Origin of the sequence: Arcobacter arenosus (assembly GCF_005771535.1) — a bacterium.
GTDB classification, from domain to species: domain Bacteria; phylum Campylobacterota; class Campylobacteria; order Campylobacterales; family Arcobacteraceae; genus Halarcobacter; species Halarcobacter arenosus.
On sequence record NZ_VANU01000002.1, the window covers coordinates 192,998 to 209,620 of the forward strand.

The following is a 16,623-nucleotide window of genomic DNA, read 5'->3' on the forward strand; positions in this document are numbered from 1 at the left end:
CTTTTAAATAAATATTTAAAAGGAATAGAATTATGAAAGCTTATGTTGTAGAAAAATTAGAAGATAAAAAATTCCAATCAGGTGTTAAAGAGATTGACAAACCACAAATTAGTAAAAATGAGGTTTTAATAAAAACAACTTATTCATCATTAAATTTCAAAGATGCATTAAGTTCTATTGGAAATCCAGGTGTTACAAGAGTATTTCCTCATGTTACAGGTATTGATGTTGCTGGTACAATCGTAGAATCAAACTCAAATGATTTTGAAGTTGGTGAAAAAGTTTTAGTAACGGGTTATGATTTAGGGATGAATACAGATGGTGGTCACTCTGAATTTGTAAAAGTTCCAGCATCATGGCTTGTAAAAATACCAGAGGGCATTTCAGATAAAGAGATTATGACATATGGAACAGCTGGACTAACAGCGGCACTTTCTGTAAATGAATTATTAAATAATGGTATAACATCAGGTGAAGTTCTAGTAACAGGGGCAACGGGTGGAGTTGGCTCAATTGCAGTATCTATTTTAAGTAAATTAGGATTTAATGTAACAGCTATTTCAGGTAAAGAGGACAAAATACCATTTTTAAAAGAGCTTGGAGCAAAAGAGGTTATATTAAGAGCAGATTTTGATGTCGAGAATAAAAGACCTATGGGAAGTGAAAAGTATGATGGAGTTATTGATACAGTAGGTGGGAATATTTTAGCTGAAGCACTAAAAGTTGTAAAATATGATGGGGTTGCTACTTGTTGTGGTTTAACATCATCCCATGAATTACCAACAAATGTTTTCCCTTTTATTTTAAGAGGAATAAGATTAATTGGTATTGATTCTGTTGAAGCAAAATTAGAGAAAAAAATAGCTGCGTGGGAAAAAATTGCAGGTGATTTTAAAATTGATAGTTTAGATAATTTAACAAATGAGATAAGTCTTGATGAAGTTAAAGCAGCTTATACAGCTTTATTAGCAGGAAAAGCTGTGGGAAGATATTTAGTTAAATTTTAAAATATTTATCAAGATTTTTTAAAGAGGAGAGATGGAGTTTTAAATATTCATCTTCAAAATCCTCTTTAAATTTATAAAATTTGTTTCCTCTTATCTCTATTAAAAATTTCAAATTTTCCGCTTTATTGAATTTTTCAAAATGGAAATGCATATCAATATATTTGTTTTGATAATCTTTAAAAACTTTATGTTGAAATGGTTTTTTTATGGAACCATTATCTATTATTATTTCACCTTTTTCTCCTACAGCAGGGCATGATAGGTCTATAAAAGGAATATTTGTTAAGTGTGGACTTAAAGGGTAAACCTTACAAATAGAAGGTCTCTTTTCATAAATTGAACATCTTTCATTTAAAAGGTATCTACATTTATCACAACCATTAGTAAGAAGTACAACAGGTTTTAGGTAGTTTAAATCACCTATCATAAAAACAATTGGAAATCGTTCAAAAATTTCTTTAAAATCTTCAATTAAAAGTTGGGAATAAATGGTTCCATTTGATCCTTTACAACAAGCAGCATCACATATATCACATGAAGAGAAATGGAATGTTTTATCTAAAGTGTTTTCAAAAGTTTTCATATTAATCAATCACACAATTTGCATCTTTTATAATATTTATACTATTTTCCTTTGCAAACTCTTTTCCCCAATCATGTAATTGCTCTAATATGGGTATAAGTTTTTTCCCACTTAAAGTTAATCTATACTCCACTTTTGGCGGAATTACTGGATAAACAATACGTTCAACAATTCCTACTTCTTCTAGTTCTCTTAATTGTTGAGTTAACATCTTTTGAGAAATATTTGGTATAAGCTTTTTTAACTCACCATTTCTTTTAACATCTTTTTTTAATGCCCAAAGAACCATGCCTTTCCATTTCCCACCAATCATATCCGTTGCCAATTGAAAAAAACAATTATACTCTTTTGCTTCCATATCAAACTCCCCTAATACTCATATTTTACATAAATCTTTTTTATAGTTACCTAAAAGTAACTATAATACTATTTAGTATGTACTTGACTTTTGTTCACTATTCCGTTAATATTCATGCACAAAAAATTTTAAAAGGATATTTAATGGCAGGATATATTGAATTAACAGCTGATAACTTTGATTCAACTGTAGGAACAGGTGTTTCTTTAGTTGACTTTTGGGCTCCATGGTGTGGACCTTGTAGAATGATTGCTCCCGTAATTGATGAATTAGCAACTGAGTTTGATGGAAAAGCAAACATTTGTAAAGTAAACACAGACGAACAACAAGATTTAGCAGTAAAATATGGTGTTAGATCAGTTCCAACAATTTTATTTATGAAAGATGGAGAAATAGTTGACCAAGTTATTGGTGCTCAATCAAAACAAGCATTAGCGGATAAGATTAACGCTCAACTTTAATAACACTTTTTGGCAGTGAAACATTCACTGCCACTCTCAACTAAACTCCCCTTTTCTTAGGCTTTTTTAGATAAAATATTTCAAAATGTAAAGAGTATAGGAAAATTACATGACACAATTCTTAGAAGAATCAAAAAAAATCAGTAGAGAAATATCTACACTTAGTGGTGAAGTAAAGAACAAAGTACTAAATGAAATGGCTGATGCTCTTATGGATCATTGTGACTTTATAGTAAGTTGTAATGCAAAAGATATGAGCGAAGGTAAACTAAACAACCTTTCTGATGCCTTACTTGATAGACTATATCTAGATGGTGATAGAGTTAAAGGTATGGCTGATGCTATTAGAGAGATAGCAACACTAAAAGAACCTGTTGGAAGAACTCTTGATGGATGGGTTACTGAAAATGGATTAAATATTCAAAAAGTTTCAATTCCAATTGGTGTTATTGGAATCATTTATGAAAGCAGACCAAATGTTACTTCTGATACAGCAGCATTATGTTTTAAAAGTGGTAATGTGTGTGTTTTAAAGGGTGGAAAAGAAGCTGAACACTCTAATAATGCTATTGCAAATGTTTTAAGACATGTATTAGCTAAAAACAAACTTCCTGAACAGGCCATTGCACTTTTACCAGATTCAAGTCGTGAAGGTGTTGCAAACTTAATTAAACAAGATAAGTATGTTGACCTTATTGTTCCAAGAGGTGGAGCTGCATTAATTAAATATGTAAGTGAAAATGCAACAGTACCAGTTGTAAAACATGATAAAGGTCTTTGTCATATCTATATAGATAAAGATGCAAATCATAAAAAAGCGATTCAAATAGCAATAAATGCAAAAGTTCAAAGACCAGGTGTTTGTAATGCAATGGAGACTTTATTAGTTCATAAAGAAGTAGCTGCTTATATTTTACCACCTTTATATGAGGCTTTTATTGCAGCGGGGACTGAACTTAAAGGTTGTGAAGTAACTAGAGAATATATTGAAATAGATTGTGCTACCCATGAAGATTATGATACTGAGTATTTAGCAAATATATTAAATATAAAAGTTGTTAAAAATGTAGAAGAAGCAATTCTTCACATAGGTAAATATGGTTCAGGTCACTCAGAAGCAATTATTAGTGAAAACTATTCAATTGTAAATAAGTTCTTAAATGAAGTAGATGCTGCTTGTGTATATGCAAATGCAAGTACAAGATTTACTGATGGTGGAGCTTTTGGATTAGGTGCAGAAGTTGGTATTTCAACAAATAAGCTTCATTCAAGAGGGCCAATGGGAATAAATGATTTAACAACATTTAAATATAAAATTTATGGTCAAGGACAAATAAGATAATGTCAAAAAAAATATACTGTATAGCTTCATTTAAAGCAAAAGAGGGAAAAGAGCAAGAGCTTTTAAAGACTCTTCAAAGTCTTGAACCACAAACAACCAGAGAAGATGGGTGTATTCAATATATTGTAACAAAACATATTGAACATCCAAATGCAATGGGTAAATCATTTCCTATAGTATTTAATGAGATTTGGGAATCAAAAGAAGCTTTCGAACTTCATTGTAATAAACCATATATTACTAATTTTTTTGAAACACATTGTGTGGATAAAAACGGTTTAGTTGAAGATTTTAATGTATGTGTATACACCGATGAAGTAAACTAATGGCATAAGCCATTAGTTTAACTTTGATTTATTTTTCTGGATCAAACATCTCACCCATACTTTTCATCATCTCTTCCATCATTTTTTGTTGTTCTGGAGACAAATCTTCCATTTGTTTTTGATTCTCTTCCATTATATCTTTAATGGTTCTAATAGGATAGTTTGGTAATTTAAATTTATTTTCATCAATTGAGATATTGAGCTGAACTTTTGTGGCAATTTGAGTTTCTATTATCCCCATAGTTTCAGTTTTTATTTTTAAAGGGATTCCTTTATAAATACACATAGAAACTCCACTTAAGTCCCAAATATCACACTTATATCCAGCTATTTTTTCACTACCAACTTTTACACCGCCAAGAGATTTTAATCCTTTTTCACCATCTTGATTAAAGTATATAGTTTCTTGCTCTTTTGAAATAGTTTGTTTATAAATTACTTTTTCTTCTTCATCAACACTATAAATCACACCATTGTCAAATTTTACTATTTCATCTTCTTTTTCTTCTTGTCCCATTATCATTTGAACTCTTTGTTCTTTAGATAATTCAATTGCCCCATTATTTTTGAAATAAAGTGTTTTATTTCCACTTAATTTTGTGGGCATCCCCATCATAGAGCCACTACCTGTTATTTTGTAATTTATAACTGCTGACTTAACTTCATACCGTTTTGTTTGAGCAAATAAAGTAGTTGCAGTAATTAGATAAATAATAGATATCAAATAGATAAAACGATTTTTCATAACTTCTCCTTTATCTAATTATACTCCTATATAATTAAATAAATTATTAAAAATTTTCTATCTTGAAGATAAGGCTAACTTTACGGCAAGAGTACCTAAAACAAAAGAGGTCATGATATTCATATATTTAACAATATTAGGTTTTTCTATAAGTTTTGCACTTAAAACATTACCAGCTATTCCAATTGATGAAAATACAATAATTGTTAAGACCATAAAAATTAAACCCAAAGTAATCATCTGCATAGGAACATTTCCATTTGCTGGTGTGACAAATTGAGGTAAAAATGCTAAAAAGAAAATTGAAACTTTTGGATTTAAAACATTCATAAAAAAACCTTTTATATAAAGTTTTTTTAATTCACCTGATGAGTTTTGTACAGATAAATCTAAAGGCTCATTTCTATATTTAAAAGCTTGATATGCTAGATAAAGTAGATAAGCAACTCCAGCATATTTTACGATATTAAAAGCTATTTCAGAAGTTTTGAAAATTACAGAGATTCCAAATGCAGCAGCTGTTGTATGAACAATAATTCCTGTTGTTAAACCTAAGGTTGTGATTACAGCAGCTTTTTTACTTTTTGTCATCCCTTGGGTTAAGACATAGATATTATCAGGTCCTGGAGCAAGACATAATAAAAATGAAGCTATTAAAAATAGATAGATATTTGAAAGTTCTAACATATATTTTCCTTTAAATTTTTCAAAATTATAACAAAAATTATAAAAAAGAATTCCATGCCACTAAATGAACACCGTTTGTCACTAAAGTGTCACAATAAAAAATTTGGAGAGAAATATGAACTATTCTGAAAAAAGATACATAAGTTATGGTGTAATTACAATTTTTACACTTCTGCTTCCTTTTATAACAATAAATGGAAACCATATCTTGCTTTTATCCTTTGATAAATTGCAATTTCATTTTATAGGGTTTGTTTTTAATATGAATGAACTATATATAATGCCGTTTTTATTAATGTTTTTGTTTATTGGGATTTTTGCATTAACAGCAATGTTTGGTAGAGTTTGGTGTGGATGGGCCTGTCCACAAACTATATTTAGAGTAATCTATAGAGACTTAATTGAGTCATGGCTTTTAGGTTTAAGGAGAATAAAAAACAAACAAAAAGATATTGATTATTCAAAAAATAATAATAAAATCAAAAAATATATTGGTGTATTTTTATGGATAATTTTATCTTTTGTTGCCGCATCAAATTTTATGTTATATTTTGTTCCCCCTGAGGATTTTTTTATTTATATACAAAATCCAAGTGAACATCTTATTCTTTTCATGTTTGTTATAAGTATCGCATTATTTTTAATATTTGATATTATATTTATGAAAGAAGATTTTTGCACCTTTGCATGTCCTTATTCTAGAATACAGTCAGTTTTATATGATGATGACACTAAACAGGTTTTATATAATACAAATAGAGGTGGCAATATTTATAATAATGGACAAAAATCTATTTTTGATGTGAAGCAATGGAATTCAAATGAAGAGTGCACAACCTGTGAAGCTTGTGTTAAAATATGTCCAACCCATATTGATATTAGAAAAGGTTTACAAGTTGAGTGTATCAACTGTTTAGAGTGTTCTGATGCTTGTAGTAAAGTAATGGCTAAACTGGGAAAAGCTTCACTTATTGAATGGGGAAGCACTAATGCAGTAATTAAAAAAAGAATCAATACAATTTTTTCAAAGAGAAATATTGCTTATTTAGCATCTTTAGTTTTTTGTATTGTTTTAGCAGGATATTTTGCATCGGGTAAAGAAGAGTTTTTAGTTAATATAAATAAAACCACAAAACTTTACAATATTGAAGATAATGGTTTAGTTTCAAATAATTATCTAATTACTTTACATAATACAAGCAGAAAAACTTTAAATTTAGGTGTTGAATTAATAGATAATGACAAATATGAAGTAAAAAGATTTAGAGAAGTTAATTTAAATCCAAAACAAAGGGTGAAAACAGTTTTAATTATTAAGGTAAAAGAGAAATTACTTTTATCAAATAAAAAAGATACTCCCTTAAAAACTAAAATAAAATTTTATGATAAAAACAATCCAAAAATAAATGTGATAAAAGAAAGCTCTTTTATCTATCCACGAAACGATTTACTTAAATAGCTTTTTCAATAAAGAGGGAAAAAACCGCTCCCTCTTTATTATTGGCTACTTCTATTTTTCCATTAAAACTATCTCTTATAATAACCTTTGTTAAATACAAACCAATTCCTGAACCATTTTCTTTTGTTGTAAAATATGGTTCAAAAATCTTATCTAAATCTCTTTTTTTAATACCACCTGCATTATCTATTATTCTGATTATAACTTCAGCGGAAGTAGAATCAACTTCAATTTTAATCATTGGATTTTCTGTATCTTTTAATGCATCATTTGCATTTGAGATTAATGCTAATAAAACTTGAGAAAGTTCATTTTTAATACCAAATATTTTTATCTCTTCACTTACTTTAAAATCAATAAAAACTTGGATATTTCTTTTTTTTAAATCTGCACTTAAAATTGTAGAAACATTTTCAATTACCTCTTTAATACTAAAGTACTCTTTTTTCTTAGAGGGTGCGTAAAACTCTTTAAAGTCATCTATTGTCTTTGATAAAAAGTCTAATTGTTCATTTGCTTGAGTTAGTTTCTTTTCAAAATATTCACTATCTAGTTTTTTATTTTCAAATCTTTTTTTAAAATTGATTAAAATATATGAAATATTGTTAAGGGGTTGTCTAAATTGGTGGGTAATATTCTCTATCATTTCACCAGATTTAGCAAGTCTAGATTGTTGTAAAAGCATATCCTCTATACTTTTGTTTTGTTTTTGGAGACTATTATATTTATAAGCAAGGGATAAAGTAAACAGTATTGCTTCAATGGCAAAGGCAACTAAAACTAAGTCCATAAAACCTTGATGTTCATAATAGGTTTTAAAATCAAAAATAAATACTACAAAACAAAAAATCGACCAACCTATTACATATGCAAAATTAGCTTTAAATCCATCCTTTAAATTAAATGCAACAGATATAAATAAAATGGCATAAATAATTGTATATGGAAGATATTCAAAAAGCATATAGTGATAAAAAGCAGTTAGTATAATTATATTTAAAATGATTGTGTTTATAACTAATTCTTTAAAGGTTTCTAATTTTGGGAAAAACTTACCCTCATAAAAATTTATTGCGAAAACTAAAGAAGATAAAGTTGCTAAGAGTAGTGAAAGTTCTTCTATAAGATGAGGTATATTAAACAATTTACTAGAAGAAACAATAAAAATTAAAGAGAAAAATTGTGTTAAACAATAACTAATATAAAATATATCCTTAGAATAGATATATCTAACAAAAGTGTAAACAATGGTCATTATAACTATTCCAAAGGTTATACCATAAGCTAAAACTATATTTAAATCATAGATCAATTTTGTATCCACTTCCTGAAAGATTTTTAATTATATTTTTTGGTATTTTTGTTTTTAAATTTTTCATTAAAGTTTTTAAAGCATCTTTTGTCATAACTGAATCTTTCCATACAAAATTTTCAATCTCTTTGTAGGTAACATATCTATTTTTGTTAGATAAAAGTAAAAATAGCAGTTCTAGTTCTTTTGCTCTTAGTTTTATTAGTTCACCATCATTTACTAAAGTTTTGTTATACAAATCAAAAGTAAAATTCTCAGATAGATGTATAATATTTGAATCATCATTTTCTATATGTTTTATACAAAGACTTAAAGCTTCTTCAAACTCTTTTTCCTTTATAGGTTTTATTAAATATTTTACTAAACCTAATTCTATGGCAGAAAAAAGATAGTCTTTATTTGAATATGCACTTAAAACAATAACCTGAGTTTTTTTATCTTTTTTTCTAATATTTTTTATAAACTCTAAGCCATTTAGTTTTGGCATTTGAATATCTGTGATTATGATTTCTGGTTTAATTTCACCATAAAGTTTTAAAGCGCTTAATGCATCTGATGCTTCATATAAGTTTTCAAAATAGTTTTCTAAGTACTCTAAACCATTTTCTCTTGCAATATCATCATCCTCAACATATAAAACTTTTATTTTTTTGTTAATCTCATTTTGCATATGATATTATATCTTTTATGTTAAAATTCTCCCTTACTAAGGATATTCTATGAGACCATATAAACAAACTATAAAGAAAAATATTTTGGCAACTTCAACAATTACTACACCTTTGGGAGATATGTTATGTGCTGCTACTTCAAAAGGGATTTGTTTATTGAGTTTTTTTAATTCAAAACACCTTGAAAAACAAATTGAAAAGATTCAAAAGTTTTTTAATACAGAAGCAATACCTGCACATAATAAATATTTTGAATGTTTACAAAAAGAGTTAGATGAGTATTTTGAAGGGAAAAGAAAAGAGTTTACTATTCCTATGCAATTAGTAGGTACACCTTTTCAACAAGATGTATGGAAAGTTTTACAACTAATACCTTATGGTGAAAAAATATCTTACAAAGATGAAGCCCAACTTTTAAAAAAACCAAATGCTTCTAGAGCTGTTGCAAATGCAAATGGTCAAAATATGATTTCAATTTTAATCCCATGTCATAGAATAATACAAAAAAATGGAACTTTAGGTGGTTACTCAAGTGGTGTTGATAAAAAAGAGTTTTTACTAAATCTAGAAGAAAAGAATTTTTGAGTATAATAATAGCTATTATTATACAAAAAGAGACCCATGATTGATAAAACTATATTTAGACAATATGATATTAGAGGGCTTGTCCCAACACAATTAGATTTTAAAAAAGCAAAACAGATTGGATATTTTCTTGGTATTAGACTCAAAAAAGAGATAAATGAAGATTTATATATTGTTATTGGATATGATATAAGAACACACTCAAAAGAGCTTTTTAATGGTTTAGTTTCTGGATTAAATAAAGCCTCTTGTAATATTCTTGATATAGGACTTGTTGCTACAGGGGTCAATTATTTTGCTTCATATCAAGAGTATAAAATAGATGATAAAAAAATCAAACCCCATGCTTCAATTATGATAACAGGTAGCCATAATGATAAAAAATATAATGGTTTTAAAATCACCTTTAAAAATGAACCTTTTTTTGATAAAGAATTACTTGGTCTTTATGAAGAAATAGTTAAAAATAAAGATATTCAAATAGAAGATAATTTTAAAGCTATAAAAATAGATGCAAAATCTTTATATATTGATTATATGGTAAAGGAATTTAAACATCTAAAATCACTCCCAAACTCCTTTGCAATAGATTGTGGAAATGGTGTAGCAGATACTGTAATAACAGAGATTTTTGATAAATTAGATTTAAATTATAAAGCTATCTATACAAAACCAAATGGGGAGTTTCCAAATCACCATCCAGACCCCTCAAAAAATGAAAATCTACTCGATTTAAAAGCTTTACTAATAGATTCAAATCTTGGTTTTGCCTTTGATGGAGATGCGGATAGAATAGCTGTGTTAACTAGAAATCATGATATAAAAGGTGATACTTTAGCTTATCTTTTTTCTAAGACAATGAAAAATCCAGTTATTATTGGGGAAGTAACCTATTCACAAAATATTTTTGATGAGATAAATACTCATGGAACAACTATTATGAATAAAACTGGTTATTCAAATCTAAGACTTAAACTAAAAGAGTTAAATGCAGATTTAGCAGCAGAAGTTTCAGGACACATTTTTTTTAATGATAGATATTATGGTTTTGATGATGCGATATATGCATCTTTGAGAGTTTTAGAATTGGTTCATTTAGGATTTGATTTAGATAAAGAGGTGGAAAAACTGCCAAAAGTTTATACAAGTTCAAATATAGAAATAGAGGTTAAAGATGAGGAAAAATTTTTAATAATAGATAAACTTAACAAATTGATTACAAATCCTCAAAGGGGATTTCCTATTATAAATGATATAATTTGTGTTGATGGTATAAGAATTATTTTTGAATATGGCTGGGCATTGATTAGAGCATCAAATACAAATCCTGTAATTGTTACAAAATATGAAGCAAGTTCCCATGCAACTGCACTTACATATCAAAATGCAGTAGAAAATTTGATTAAAAAGGTATTAAATGAAATTAATAGCACTACAAACAAAAACTAAAAAAAATTTTAAAAAAAATCTTGATAAATTACTAGAATTAATCGAAAAATGTGAAGATGGCTCTTTTATTTTAGCACCTGAACTTTGTTTGACAGGTTTTTCATATGATAGGATGGATGAAGCTTCAGAGTTTGCAATAAAAGCAAAGAAAAAAATAAAAAAACTTTCACAAAATAAAACAATAGCTTTAACTTTTATTGAAAAAGAGGATATTGAATATTACAACACTTTATATATTTTTCATAAGGGAAAAGTTATCCATAGTCAGTCAAAACATAGATTATTCCCCCTTGGTGATGAGCCTGCACATTTTGCAAAGGGTAAATTAGAAAATATGAAAATCATTGAGATTGATGGTATTAAAATTGCAACATTAATCTGTTTTGAGATTAGATTTCCTGAATATTGGTTGAAGGTTTTAGGGGCAGATTTAATTCTAAATCCATCTATGTGGGGAGCTAAAAGAAAAACCCATTTTGAAACTATGACAAAGGCCTTAGCTATAGCAAATCAATGTTATGTCTTAATTGCAAATAGTGCAGATGATAATATGGCAAAAGGGAGTGGAGTAATCTCACCATGGGGAGATGAAACTAGAGACGACTCTAAAGAAGTTATAAGTTCGCAGTTGGATTTAAATGAGATTAGCAAGATTAGAAAATACATCGATATAGGATTAAAAAACAAATGAAATCGATACTTTTTGTATGTTTAGGTAATATTTGTAGGTCGCCATTAGCCGAAGGCATTGCAAATGAATATTGTAATCAAAACAATATTGATTTGGTATGTGAAAGTGCAGGAACTGGAAGTTGGCATATTGGTGAACCACCCTGTGAAAACTCTATCAGAGTTGCTAAAGACAATGGAATTGATATCTCTTCTCAAAGGGCAAGACAAGTAACTTTAGAGGATTTTGAAAAATATGACATTATTGTAGGATTAGATGATTCTAATATCAAAAATCTAAAAAAATTAGGTTGTAAAAATCCTCTTAAATTGGGAGATTTTGGTTTTGACGGAGAGGATGTACCAGACCCTTATTTTTTTGATGGATTTGAAGGGTTTGATAAGGTTTATAATATGATAGAAGTTTGTGTGAAAACTTTAATTAGGCAGAAGGCTATACAATAGTTGATAAGCCTTTTGCTTGTTCTACCCAATTTTGTTCTTTAATTTGGTCATCTTCTAAAGTTAAATACTCTTCAATCCAGTGACAGTTTTTTGGACTCCATTTAGCAATTTGATCAAAATGATAAATCCCTAATTCATTTAGTTTTTCTTCTAACTCAGCGTCAATGCCCTCAATATTTTTTAATATATCTTTTCCATTTGGTCTTGGGGCACTTCTTATTAATGGTTTATTGTAGATATTACCAGCTGCTGCACCACCATGGGCTGTTACTGTGTTATAAACAGGGGTTCTATCTCCTCCAAAGGCTTTTCCTATTATAAATCCAATTAGGATACCAATTATCGCTGCAATTACTAAACATAAAACCATTTCCGATGCTATTTCTATCACTTTTTATTCCTCTACAATATTAAATTCAACTCTTCTGTTTTCAGGAGAATAAACATTTTGTGCATTTTTGGGGATACCTTCACCATATCCTCTTGCCTTAATTCTATTTTCATCAATTCCAAGGTTTTCCATAACTTTTACAACTGTTTTCGCTCTTTCAAGGGAAAATATTAAGTTCACATCTTTTGAACCTGCTGCATCAGTATGCCCTGCAATTTCTAATTTTATATTTGGATTTTCTTCTAAAATTCTAACAATCTCTTTTATTGAGTCAACACTTTTATTGTTTGCAATTGTATATTTACCTCTTTTAAATGAGATTGGGTTATTATCTATATATTCATTTATTTGAAGCTGAAGTTCTTGTGTTGGAAAAGATAACTCTTCAATTCTTTTTTCATCACCCTCTCTAATATAATTCTCTGGAGTCGTGATTAAAGGTTCTTTTGGTTCTTCAATAATCTCTTCTTCTTTTTCAACTACATCTTGGGTTTCATTTGTAGTATTTTCTAAAATTGGAGGTTCTTCTTGAATTGTTTCATTAGGCTCAACTAAAGTTTCATCCTGATGAATTACTGGTTCTTCTAAATCTTTAGGTTTTTCATCTACTAAAATTTGTTCTTGCTCTTTATTATTATCTGAAAGTACTTCTTGTTTAGGTTCATTTTGAAGTTCTTGTTGTTTTTTCATCATTTCTGGTAAATGATTATAAACACAACCAACAATAAATACAATTAACAATAAAAATAGAATTATTACTTTTTTTTCTGAACTCATTTTTAATCTTTTTTTTATTTTTGTATAACATTCTATCTTATTGTTAATCAAAATTCTTTAAAACAAGGGGAAAAATAAGTATTTTATTTAACAAAAAATTCTAAGTTTAATTTGTTTGCATTTAAATATAATCTAAAAATGCATTGAAAGGAGCAATATATATGAATAAAATTTTAACTTTATTTTTTCTAATATCACTATGTTCATATCTATTAGCTAATGATATAAATGATGTTTATAAAAGATGTGTTGCATGTCATGGTGTAAAAGGCGAAATTGCGGCATTAGGTAGAAGTATTAAGATTTCACAATTATCAAAAGAAGAGTTTATAAAATCGTTAAAAGAGTATAAAAATAGTAATAAAAATATAAGTGGTTTAGGGGGTATTATGCAAGCACAAGTTTACAACCTAAATGAAAAGGACTTTGAGAATTTAGCCCAGATGTTTAAATTGTTAAATAAAAAGGAGTAATAATGAAAGTTGTAGCCTTATTTTTCTGTTTTATTAGTTATTTATTTGCTTTGCCAGATGAATTTGACAGAAAGTTGTATAATGAAGGGGAAAAGATATTTGAGGCAAAATGTAGTAGCTGTCATCAAAAATCAATACAAATGCAAACTCTTTTAAAAAACTTTTTAGAAGAGGATAATAGAACCCTTAAACTTTTAGCCCCAACGGGAAATCAAATCTCATTTCGATTAAAATCTCAAATTGGAAGCCCAGATGATAGGGAATTTCATTTAATGGAAACTGCAGATTTCTTAGTAGAATATGTAAATAATCCTAATAAATCAAAATCAATTTGTCTTGAAGGTGTTGTAAAACACTTTGATACAATGCCTAGCTTAAAAGGAAAAATTACAGAAGAAGAGATTAGAACTGTAAATCACTTTTTGTACTTTTTAGAAGGTTTTAATGGGGTAAATAAATACTACCACAAAGAGGATGCGTTTTAAAAACTCCCTCCTCATCAATATTACTTTACTTTGCCACTTTCAAGATAAGCATTAACTAACAAATTTAAAAAAAATTTTAAAAAGACTTGACATTAGTTTGATATCAAACTATAATTCACTTATCTGTTTAGTTGGATATCAAACTAAAATAAAAAGGAATAAACATGAAATTAATTACGACAAAAAAATTTTTAGCATCTTTTTTAGTTGCTTCGGTGTTTAGTGGATGTGTATTTGCTCAACAATCAAAGGAGAATGAAATGATTACAAACAAACAAAAAGTTGTAGAGCTACTTAACTCTATAGAGAATGGAAATACAAAGCCAGTAGGGTATATTAATCCTAATAAATATATTCAGCATAATTTAGCTGTTAAAGATGGGATATCAGGTTTTGGTGAACTTTTATCACAACTTCCTAAAAATAGTGCCAAAGTTGATGTAAAAAGAGTATTTGAAGATGGTGATTTTGTATTTACCCATACAAAATACAATTTTTTTGGTCCAAAAATTGGTTTTGATATTTTTAGATTTGAAGAGGGAAAAATTGTAGAACATTGGGACAATCTTCAAGAAGTTGTTGAAGTAACTGCAAGTGGAAGAGGTCAAATTGATGGGGAAAGTAATATTACTGATTTAGATAAGACTCAAGAAAATAAAAAGTTAGTTAAAAACTTTGTTCAAGATATTTTATTGGGTAAAAACCCTAATAAAATCACAGAATATATTTCAACTGAAAAATATTTACAACACAATCCATATGTAAAAGATGGACTTGATGGTTTAAAAGAAGCAATAGATTATCTAATTAGTCAAAACGATATGTTCATTTACAAAAAAGTTCATAAAATACTTGGTGAGTGTAATTTTGTTTTAACTGTAAGTGAAGGTTCATGGCATGGAAAAGCACACTCTTTTTATGATCTATTTAGAGTTGAAAATGGAAAAATAGTAGAACATTGGGATACAATAGAAGAGATTCCATCTAAAGAAAAATGGCTAAATAATAATGGGAAATTTTAATTGAACTTTATAGTTTTAAAGAAATTATGGTTATTATTTTAATAAAAATAGTAGGATATAAAACTAATGATTGAAACAAATTCAATTATTTCAACAATAGCAACTATTGATAATAGTGCAAACAAGCTTATTGTTGAGGAATTAAAAAAACATAATCTTGATGGTTTAGCACCCTCTCATGGAAGTATTCTTGTAGTTCTTTACAATAATGAGCAGGGTGTTCCTATGAGTAAAATAACCCACGAGATAAATAAAGATAAGTCCACAGTTACGGCACTTGTAAATAAACTAGAAAAAATGGAACTTCTTGAAAAGTTAAAAAACACAGATGATAGTAGAAGTACTTTAGTAAGGCTCACAAAAAAAGGGCTTGATACAAAATATATTGTAATTGATGTGATTTCTACAAAACTTTTAGATTTGACATATAAAGGTTTTACAGAAGAGGAAAAGGAACTTGTTTGCAATCTTTTAGAAAGAATCAAAAACAATTTTTTAGAAAAATAGTTTTTTGTAAATATTTAAATTGTCTGAATAAAAAGGGCAATAGCTATTAAAAAAAGTACCCCTTTAACCATCTTAGCATAGGCAACTGGGTTTATTTTATTTCTAATTTTAATACCTACAAATATAGCAATTGAAATAAAAACTAATGGCAATAAAGATTGAGATATCTCTGTTTGTGTAAAAATACCTGCACAAGTGAAAAGAATAATTTGAACTACTTTACCAAATAAAAAGCAGATATTAAAAGATTGAACTATCTCTTTTTTTGTAAACTTTGATTCTAAAACATATATGATTAATGTAGCAGACATTACATTTGTAAGACCTCCAATTATTCCTGAGCCAATCCCAAATATAGTTTTAGAGATATTTGGATTTTCACGAATAAAAGGGAATTCTACTTTTTTGTAATCAAAAAACAAATATAAAAGAATTACAAATACTAGAATAAACTTGAATAAATCGGTGTTAAAGTAAATTATAATTTGAGTACCTATAGCACTACCAATCATAGCTAAAATAGCTAAAGGATAAAATTTTTTTACAGCTTCAAAGAAGTTTCCTTCACTTCTAATACTAAGTATATTAACAAGTAGTGTTGGAATAAGTGTATAAATAATAGCTGTTTGAAGGTCTGTAAACATTGCTATGAGTGGTGTTGCAATCATAGGGAAGCCAAACCCTACACTTCCATGAACAAAGGCTGCAAGAGTTAAAAAAATAGTGATATAAATTAAAATCTCAAATTCCATTTAAAATTATATCTTTTTAGTTCTTCACAAGAGTATTTTTGTAATATTACTTATAAAAAAGGATTTAAAATAGATACTATAAAATTAGAATATATAG

The 16,623-nt window shown here is 27.9% G+C and carries 22 protein-coding genes; 13 read left to right on the forward strand and 9 right to left on the reverse strand.

Going from position 1 to position 16,623, the window contains the following annotated elements; all coding sequences use genetic code 11:
* Positions 1-32 precede the first annotated feature (32 nt).
* Positions 33-1,007 carry a YhdH/YhfP family quinone oxidoreductase gene (locus FDK22_RS05365; protein ID WP_138151883.1) on the forward strand — a complete coding sequence of 325 codons (975 nt, stop codon included), beginning with the start codon at positions 33-35 and terminating at the stop codon, positions 1,005-1,007.
* Here the strand turns inward: FDK22_RS05365 and FDK22_RS05370 are convergent.
* On the reverse strand, positions 997-1,590 hold the full coding sequence (locus FDK22_RS05370) for a YkgJ family cysteine cluster protein (protein WP_138151884.1): 594 nt from the start codon (positions 1,588-1,590) through the stop codon (positions 997-999). The genes FDK22_RS05365 and FDK22_RS05370 overlap by 11 nt on opposite strands.
* A gap of 1 nt (position 1,591) precedes the next feature.
* Positions 1,592-1,948: a winged helix-turn-helix transcriptional regulator gene (locus tag FDK22_RS05375; RefSeq protein WP_138151885.1), complete on the reverse strand. Its 357-nt coding sequence runs from the start codon at positions 1,946-1,948 to the stop codon at positions 1,592-1,594.
* Between the two features lie 143 nt (positions 1,949-2,091).
* Between FDK22_RS05375 and trxA the strand changes: the two genes are divergently transcribed.
* The 3 genes from trxA (at position 2,092) to FDK22_RS05390 (ending at position 4,077) form a co-directional block, all read left to right on the forward strand.
* Positions 2,092-2,409: a thioredoxin gene (gene trxA, locus FDK22_RS05380; RefSeq protein ID WP_138151886.1), complete on the forward strand. Its 318-nt coding sequence runs from the start codon at positions 2,092-2,094 to the stop codon at positions 2,407-2,409.
* A 109-nt stretch (positions 2,410-2,518) separates the two neighbouring features.
* On the forward strand, positions 2,519-3,751 hold the full coding sequence (locus tag FDK22_RS05385; RefSeq protein WP_138151887.1) for a glutamate-5-semialdehyde dehydrogenase: 1,233 nt from the start codon (positions 2,519-2,521) through the stop codon (positions 3,749-3,751).
* The gene (locus FDK22_RS05390) at positions 3,751-4,077 is read left to right on the forward strand and encodes a putative quinol monooxygenase (RefSeq protein WP_138151888.1); all 327 of its coding nucleotides are present in this window, start codon (positions 3,751-3,753) and stop codon (positions 4,075-4,077) included. Before FDK22_RS05385 ends, FDK22_RS05390 begins: the two co-directional genes overlap by 1 nt.
* A 28-nt stretch (positions 4,078-4,105) precedes the next feature.
* Here FDK22_RS05390 and FDK22_RS05395 read toward each other — a convergent pair whose 3' ends face one another.
* A complete protein-coding gene (locus FDK22_RS05395; RefSeq protein WP_138151889.1) occupies positions 4,106-4,822 on the reverse strand; it encodes a hypothetical protein in 717 nt (238 codons plus the stop codon).
* Between the two features lie 57 nt (positions 4,823-4,879).
* A complete protein-coding gene (locus FDK22_RS05400; protein ID WP_138151890.1) occupies positions 4,880-5,509 on the reverse strand; it encodes a LysE family translocator in 630 nt (209 codons plus the stop codon).
* Positions 5,510-5,624: 115 nt separating this feature from the next.
* Here FDK22_RS05400 and ccoG point away from each other — a divergent pair, with 115 nt between their 5' ends.
* Positions 5,625-6,968: a cytochrome c oxidase accessory protein CcoG gene (gene ccoG / locus FDK22_RS05405; RefSeq protein WP_138151891.1), complete on the forward strand. Its 1,344-nt coding sequence runs from the start codon at positions 5,625-5,627 to the stop codon at positions 6,966-6,968.
* Here the strand turns inward: ccoG and FDK22_RS05410 are convergent.
* On the reverse strand, positions 6,961-8,292 hold the full coding sequence (locus FDK22_RS05410; RefSeq protein ID WP_228711635.1) for a sensor histidine kinase: 1,332 nt from the start codon (positions 8,290-8,292) through the stop codon (positions 6,961-6,963). The two genes, ccoG and FDK22_RS05410, sit on opposite strands and share 8 nt — an antisense overlap.
* Complete coding sequence (locus FDK22_RS05415) at positions 8,270-8,950, reverse strand: response regulator (RefSeq protein WP_138151892.1); 681 nt, start codon at positions 8,948-8,950, stop codon at positions 8,270-8,272. Before FDK22_RS05415 ends, FDK22_RS05410 begins: the two co-directional genes overlap by 23 nt.
* 49 nt (positions 8,951-8,999) lie before the next feature.
* Here FDK22_RS05415 and FDK22_RS05420 point away from each other — a divergent pair, with 49 nt between their 5' ends.
* The 4 genes from FDK22_RS05420 to FDK22_RS05435 are packed head-to-tail and all read left to right on the forward strand — an operon-like array spanning position 9,000 to position 12,119.
* Positions 9,000-9,536, forward strand: coding sequence for a methylated-DNA--[protein]-cysteine S-methyltransferase (locus FDK22_RS05420; RefSeq protein ID WP_138151893.1), 537 nt, complete (start codon positions 9,000-9,002; stop codon positions 9,534-9,536).
* A 36-nt stretch (positions 9,537-9,572) separates the two neighbouring features.
* Positions 9,573-10,985 (forward strand): phosphomannomutase/phosphoglucomutase, encoded by a 1,413-nt coding sequence (locus FDK22_RS05425; RefSeq protein WP_138151894.1) that lies wholly within the window; start codon positions 9,573-9,575, stop codon positions 10,983-10,985.
* Positions 10,954-11,676: a carbon-nitrogen hydrolase family protein gene (locus tag FDK22_RS05430; protein ID WP_138151895.1), complete on the forward strand. Its 723-nt coding sequence runs from the start codon at positions 10,954-10,956 to the stop codon at positions 11,674-11,676. The genes FDK22_RS05425 and FDK22_RS05430 overlap by 32 nt, the downstream gene beginning before the upstream one ends.
* Complete coding sequence (locus FDK22_RS05435; RefSeq protein WP_138151896.1) at positions 11,673-12,119, forward strand: low molecular weight protein-tyrosine-phosphatase; 447 nt, start codon at positions 11,673-11,675, stop codon at positions 12,117-12,119. Before FDK22_RS05430 ends, FDK22_RS05435 begins: the two co-directional genes overlap by 4 nt.
* Here the strand turns inward: FDK22_RS05435 and FDK22_RS05440 are convergent.
* Together FDK22_RS05440 and FDK22_RS05445 are read right to left on the reverse strand one after the other, a co-directional pair.
* Positions 12,109-12,510, reverse strand: a complete 402-nt coding sequence (locus FDK22_RS05440; protein ID WP_138151897.1) for a hypothetical protein — start codon at positions 12,508-12,510, stop codon at positions 12,109-12,111. The genes FDK22_RS05435 and FDK22_RS05440 overlap by 11 nt on opposite strands.
* Positions 12,511-12,513: 3 nt before the next feature.
* On the reverse strand, positions 12,514-13,287 hold the full coding sequence (locus tag FDK22_RS05445; RefSeq protein ID WP_138151898.1) for an OmpA family protein: 774 nt from the start codon (positions 13,285-13,287) through the stop codon (positions 12,514-12,516).
* 161 nt (positions 13,288-13,448) lie between these two features.
* Here FDK22_RS05445 and FDK22_RS05450 point away from each other — a divergent pair, with 161 nt between their 5' ends.
* The 4 genes from FDK22_RS05450 to FDK22_RS05465 all read left to right on the forward strand — a co-directional run bounded on the left by FDK22_RS05450 (position 13,449) and on the right by FDK22_RS05465 (position 15,774).
* Positions 13,449-13,760, forward strand: coding sequence for a c-type cytochrome (locus tag FDK22_RS05450; RefSeq protein ID WP_138151899.1), 312 nt, complete (start codon positions 13,449-13,451; stop codon positions 13,758-13,760).
* A gap of 2 nt (positions 13,761-13,762) precedes the next feature.
* Positions 13,763-14,245, forward strand: a complete 483-nt coding sequence (locus FDK22_RS05455) for a c-type cytochrome (protein WP_138151900.1) — start codon at positions 13,763-13,765, stop codon at positions 14,243-14,245.
* A gap of 164 nt (positions 14,246-14,409) precedes the next feature.
* Positions 14,410-15,267 carry a nuclear transport factor 2 family protein gene (locus FDK22_RS05460; protein WP_138151901.1) on the forward strand — a complete coding sequence of 286 codons (858 nt, stop codon included), beginning with the start codon at positions 14,410-14,412 and terminating at the stop codon, positions 15,265-15,267.
* Between the two features lie 66 nt (positions 15,268-15,333).
* On the forward strand, positions 15,334-15,774 hold the full coding sequence (locus FDK22_RS05465; protein WP_138151902.1) for a MarR family winged helix-turn-helix transcriptional regulator: 441 nt from the start codon (positions 15,334-15,336) through the stop codon (positions 15,772-15,774).
* A 14-nt stretch (positions 15,775-15,788) separates the two neighbouring features.
* Here FDK22_RS05465 and FDK22_RS05470 read toward each other — a convergent pair whose 3' ends face one another.
* Complete coding sequence (locus tag FDK22_RS05470) at positions 15,789-16,526, reverse strand: sulfite exporter TauE/SafE family protein (RefSeq protein ID WP_138151903.1); 738 nt, start codon at positions 16,524-16,526, stop codon at positions 15,789-15,791.
* Between the last annotated feature and the right edge of the window lie 97 nt (positions 16,527-16,623).

Coding starts and splice junctions, on each gene's coding strand:
- ccoG (WP_138151891.1), top strand. CDS start 5,625: ATGAACTATTCTGAAAAAAGATACATAAGTTATGGTGTAATTACAATT.
- FDK22_RS05465 (WP_138151902.1), top strand. CDS start 15,334: ATGATTGAAACAAATTCAATTATTTCAACAATAGCAACTATTGATAAT.
- FDK22_RS05385 (WP_138151887.1), top strand. CDS start 2,519: ATGACACAATTCTTAGAAGAATCAAAAAAAATCAGTAGAGAAATATCT.
- FDK22_RS05455 (WP_138151900.1), top strand. CDS start 13,763: ATGAAAGTTGTAGCCTTATTTTTCTGTTTTATTAGTTATTTATTTGCT.
- FDK22_RS05370 (WP_138151884.1), bottom strand. CDS start 1,590: ATGAAAACTTTTGAAAACACTTTAGATAAAACATTCCATTTCTCTTCA.
- FDK22_RS05400 (WP_138151890.1), bottom strand. CDS start 5,509: ATGTTAGAACTTTCAAATATCTATCTATTTTTAATAGCTTCATTTTTA.
- FDK22_RS05450 (WP_138151899.1), top strand. CDS start 13,449: ATGAATAAAATTTTAACTTTATTTTTTCTAATATCACTATGTTCATAT.
- FDK22_RS05415 (WP_138151892.1), bottom strand. CDS start 8,950: ATGCAAAATGAGATTAACAAAAAAATAAAAGTTTTATATGTTGAGGAT.
- FDK22_RS05420 (WP_138151893.1), top strand. CDS start 9,000: ATGAGACCATATAAACAAACTATAAAGAAAAATATTTTGGCAACTTCA.
- FDK22_RS05430 (WP_138151895.1), top strand. CDS start 10,954: ATGAAATTAATAGCACTACAAACAAAAACTAAAAAAAATTTTAAAAAA.
- FDK22_RS05365 (WP_138151883.1), top strand. CDS start 33: ATGAAAGCTTATGTTGTAGAAAAATTAGAAGATAAAAAATTCCAATCA.
- FDK22_RS05470 (WP_138151903.1), bottom strand. CDS start 16,526: ATGGAATTTGAGATTTTAATTTATATCACTATTTTTTTAACTCTTGCA.
- FDK22_RS05460 (WP_138151901.1), top strand. CDS start 14,410: ATGAAATTAATTACGACAAAAAAATTTTTAGCATCTTTTTTAGTTGCT.
- FDK22_RS05395 (WP_138151889.1), bottom strand. CDS start 4,822: ATGAAAAATCGTTTTATCTATTTGATATCTATTATTTATCTAATTACT.
- FDK22_RS05425 (WP_138151894.1), top strand. CDS start 9,573: ATGATTGATAAAACTATATTTAGACAATATGATATTAGAGGGCTTGTC.
- FDK22_RS05390 (WP_138151888.1), top strand. CDS start 3,751: ATGTCAAAAAAAATATACTGTATAGCTTCATTTAAAGCAAAAGAGGGA.
- trxA (WP_138151886.1), top strand. CDS start 2,092: ATGGCAGGATATATTGAATTAACAGCTGATAACTTTGATTCAACTGTA.
- FDK22_RS05375 (WP_138151885.1), bottom strand. CDS start 1,948: ATGGAAGCAAAAGAGTATAATTGTTTTTTTCAATTGGCAACGGATATG.
- FDK22_RS05445 (WP_138151898.1), bottom strand. CDS start 13,287: ATGAGTTCAGAAAAAAAAGTAATAATTCTATTTTTATTGTTAATTGTA.
- FDK22_RS05435 (WP_138151896.1), top strand. CDS start 11,673: ATGAAATCGATACTTTTTGTATGTTTAGGTAATATTTGTAGGTCGCCA.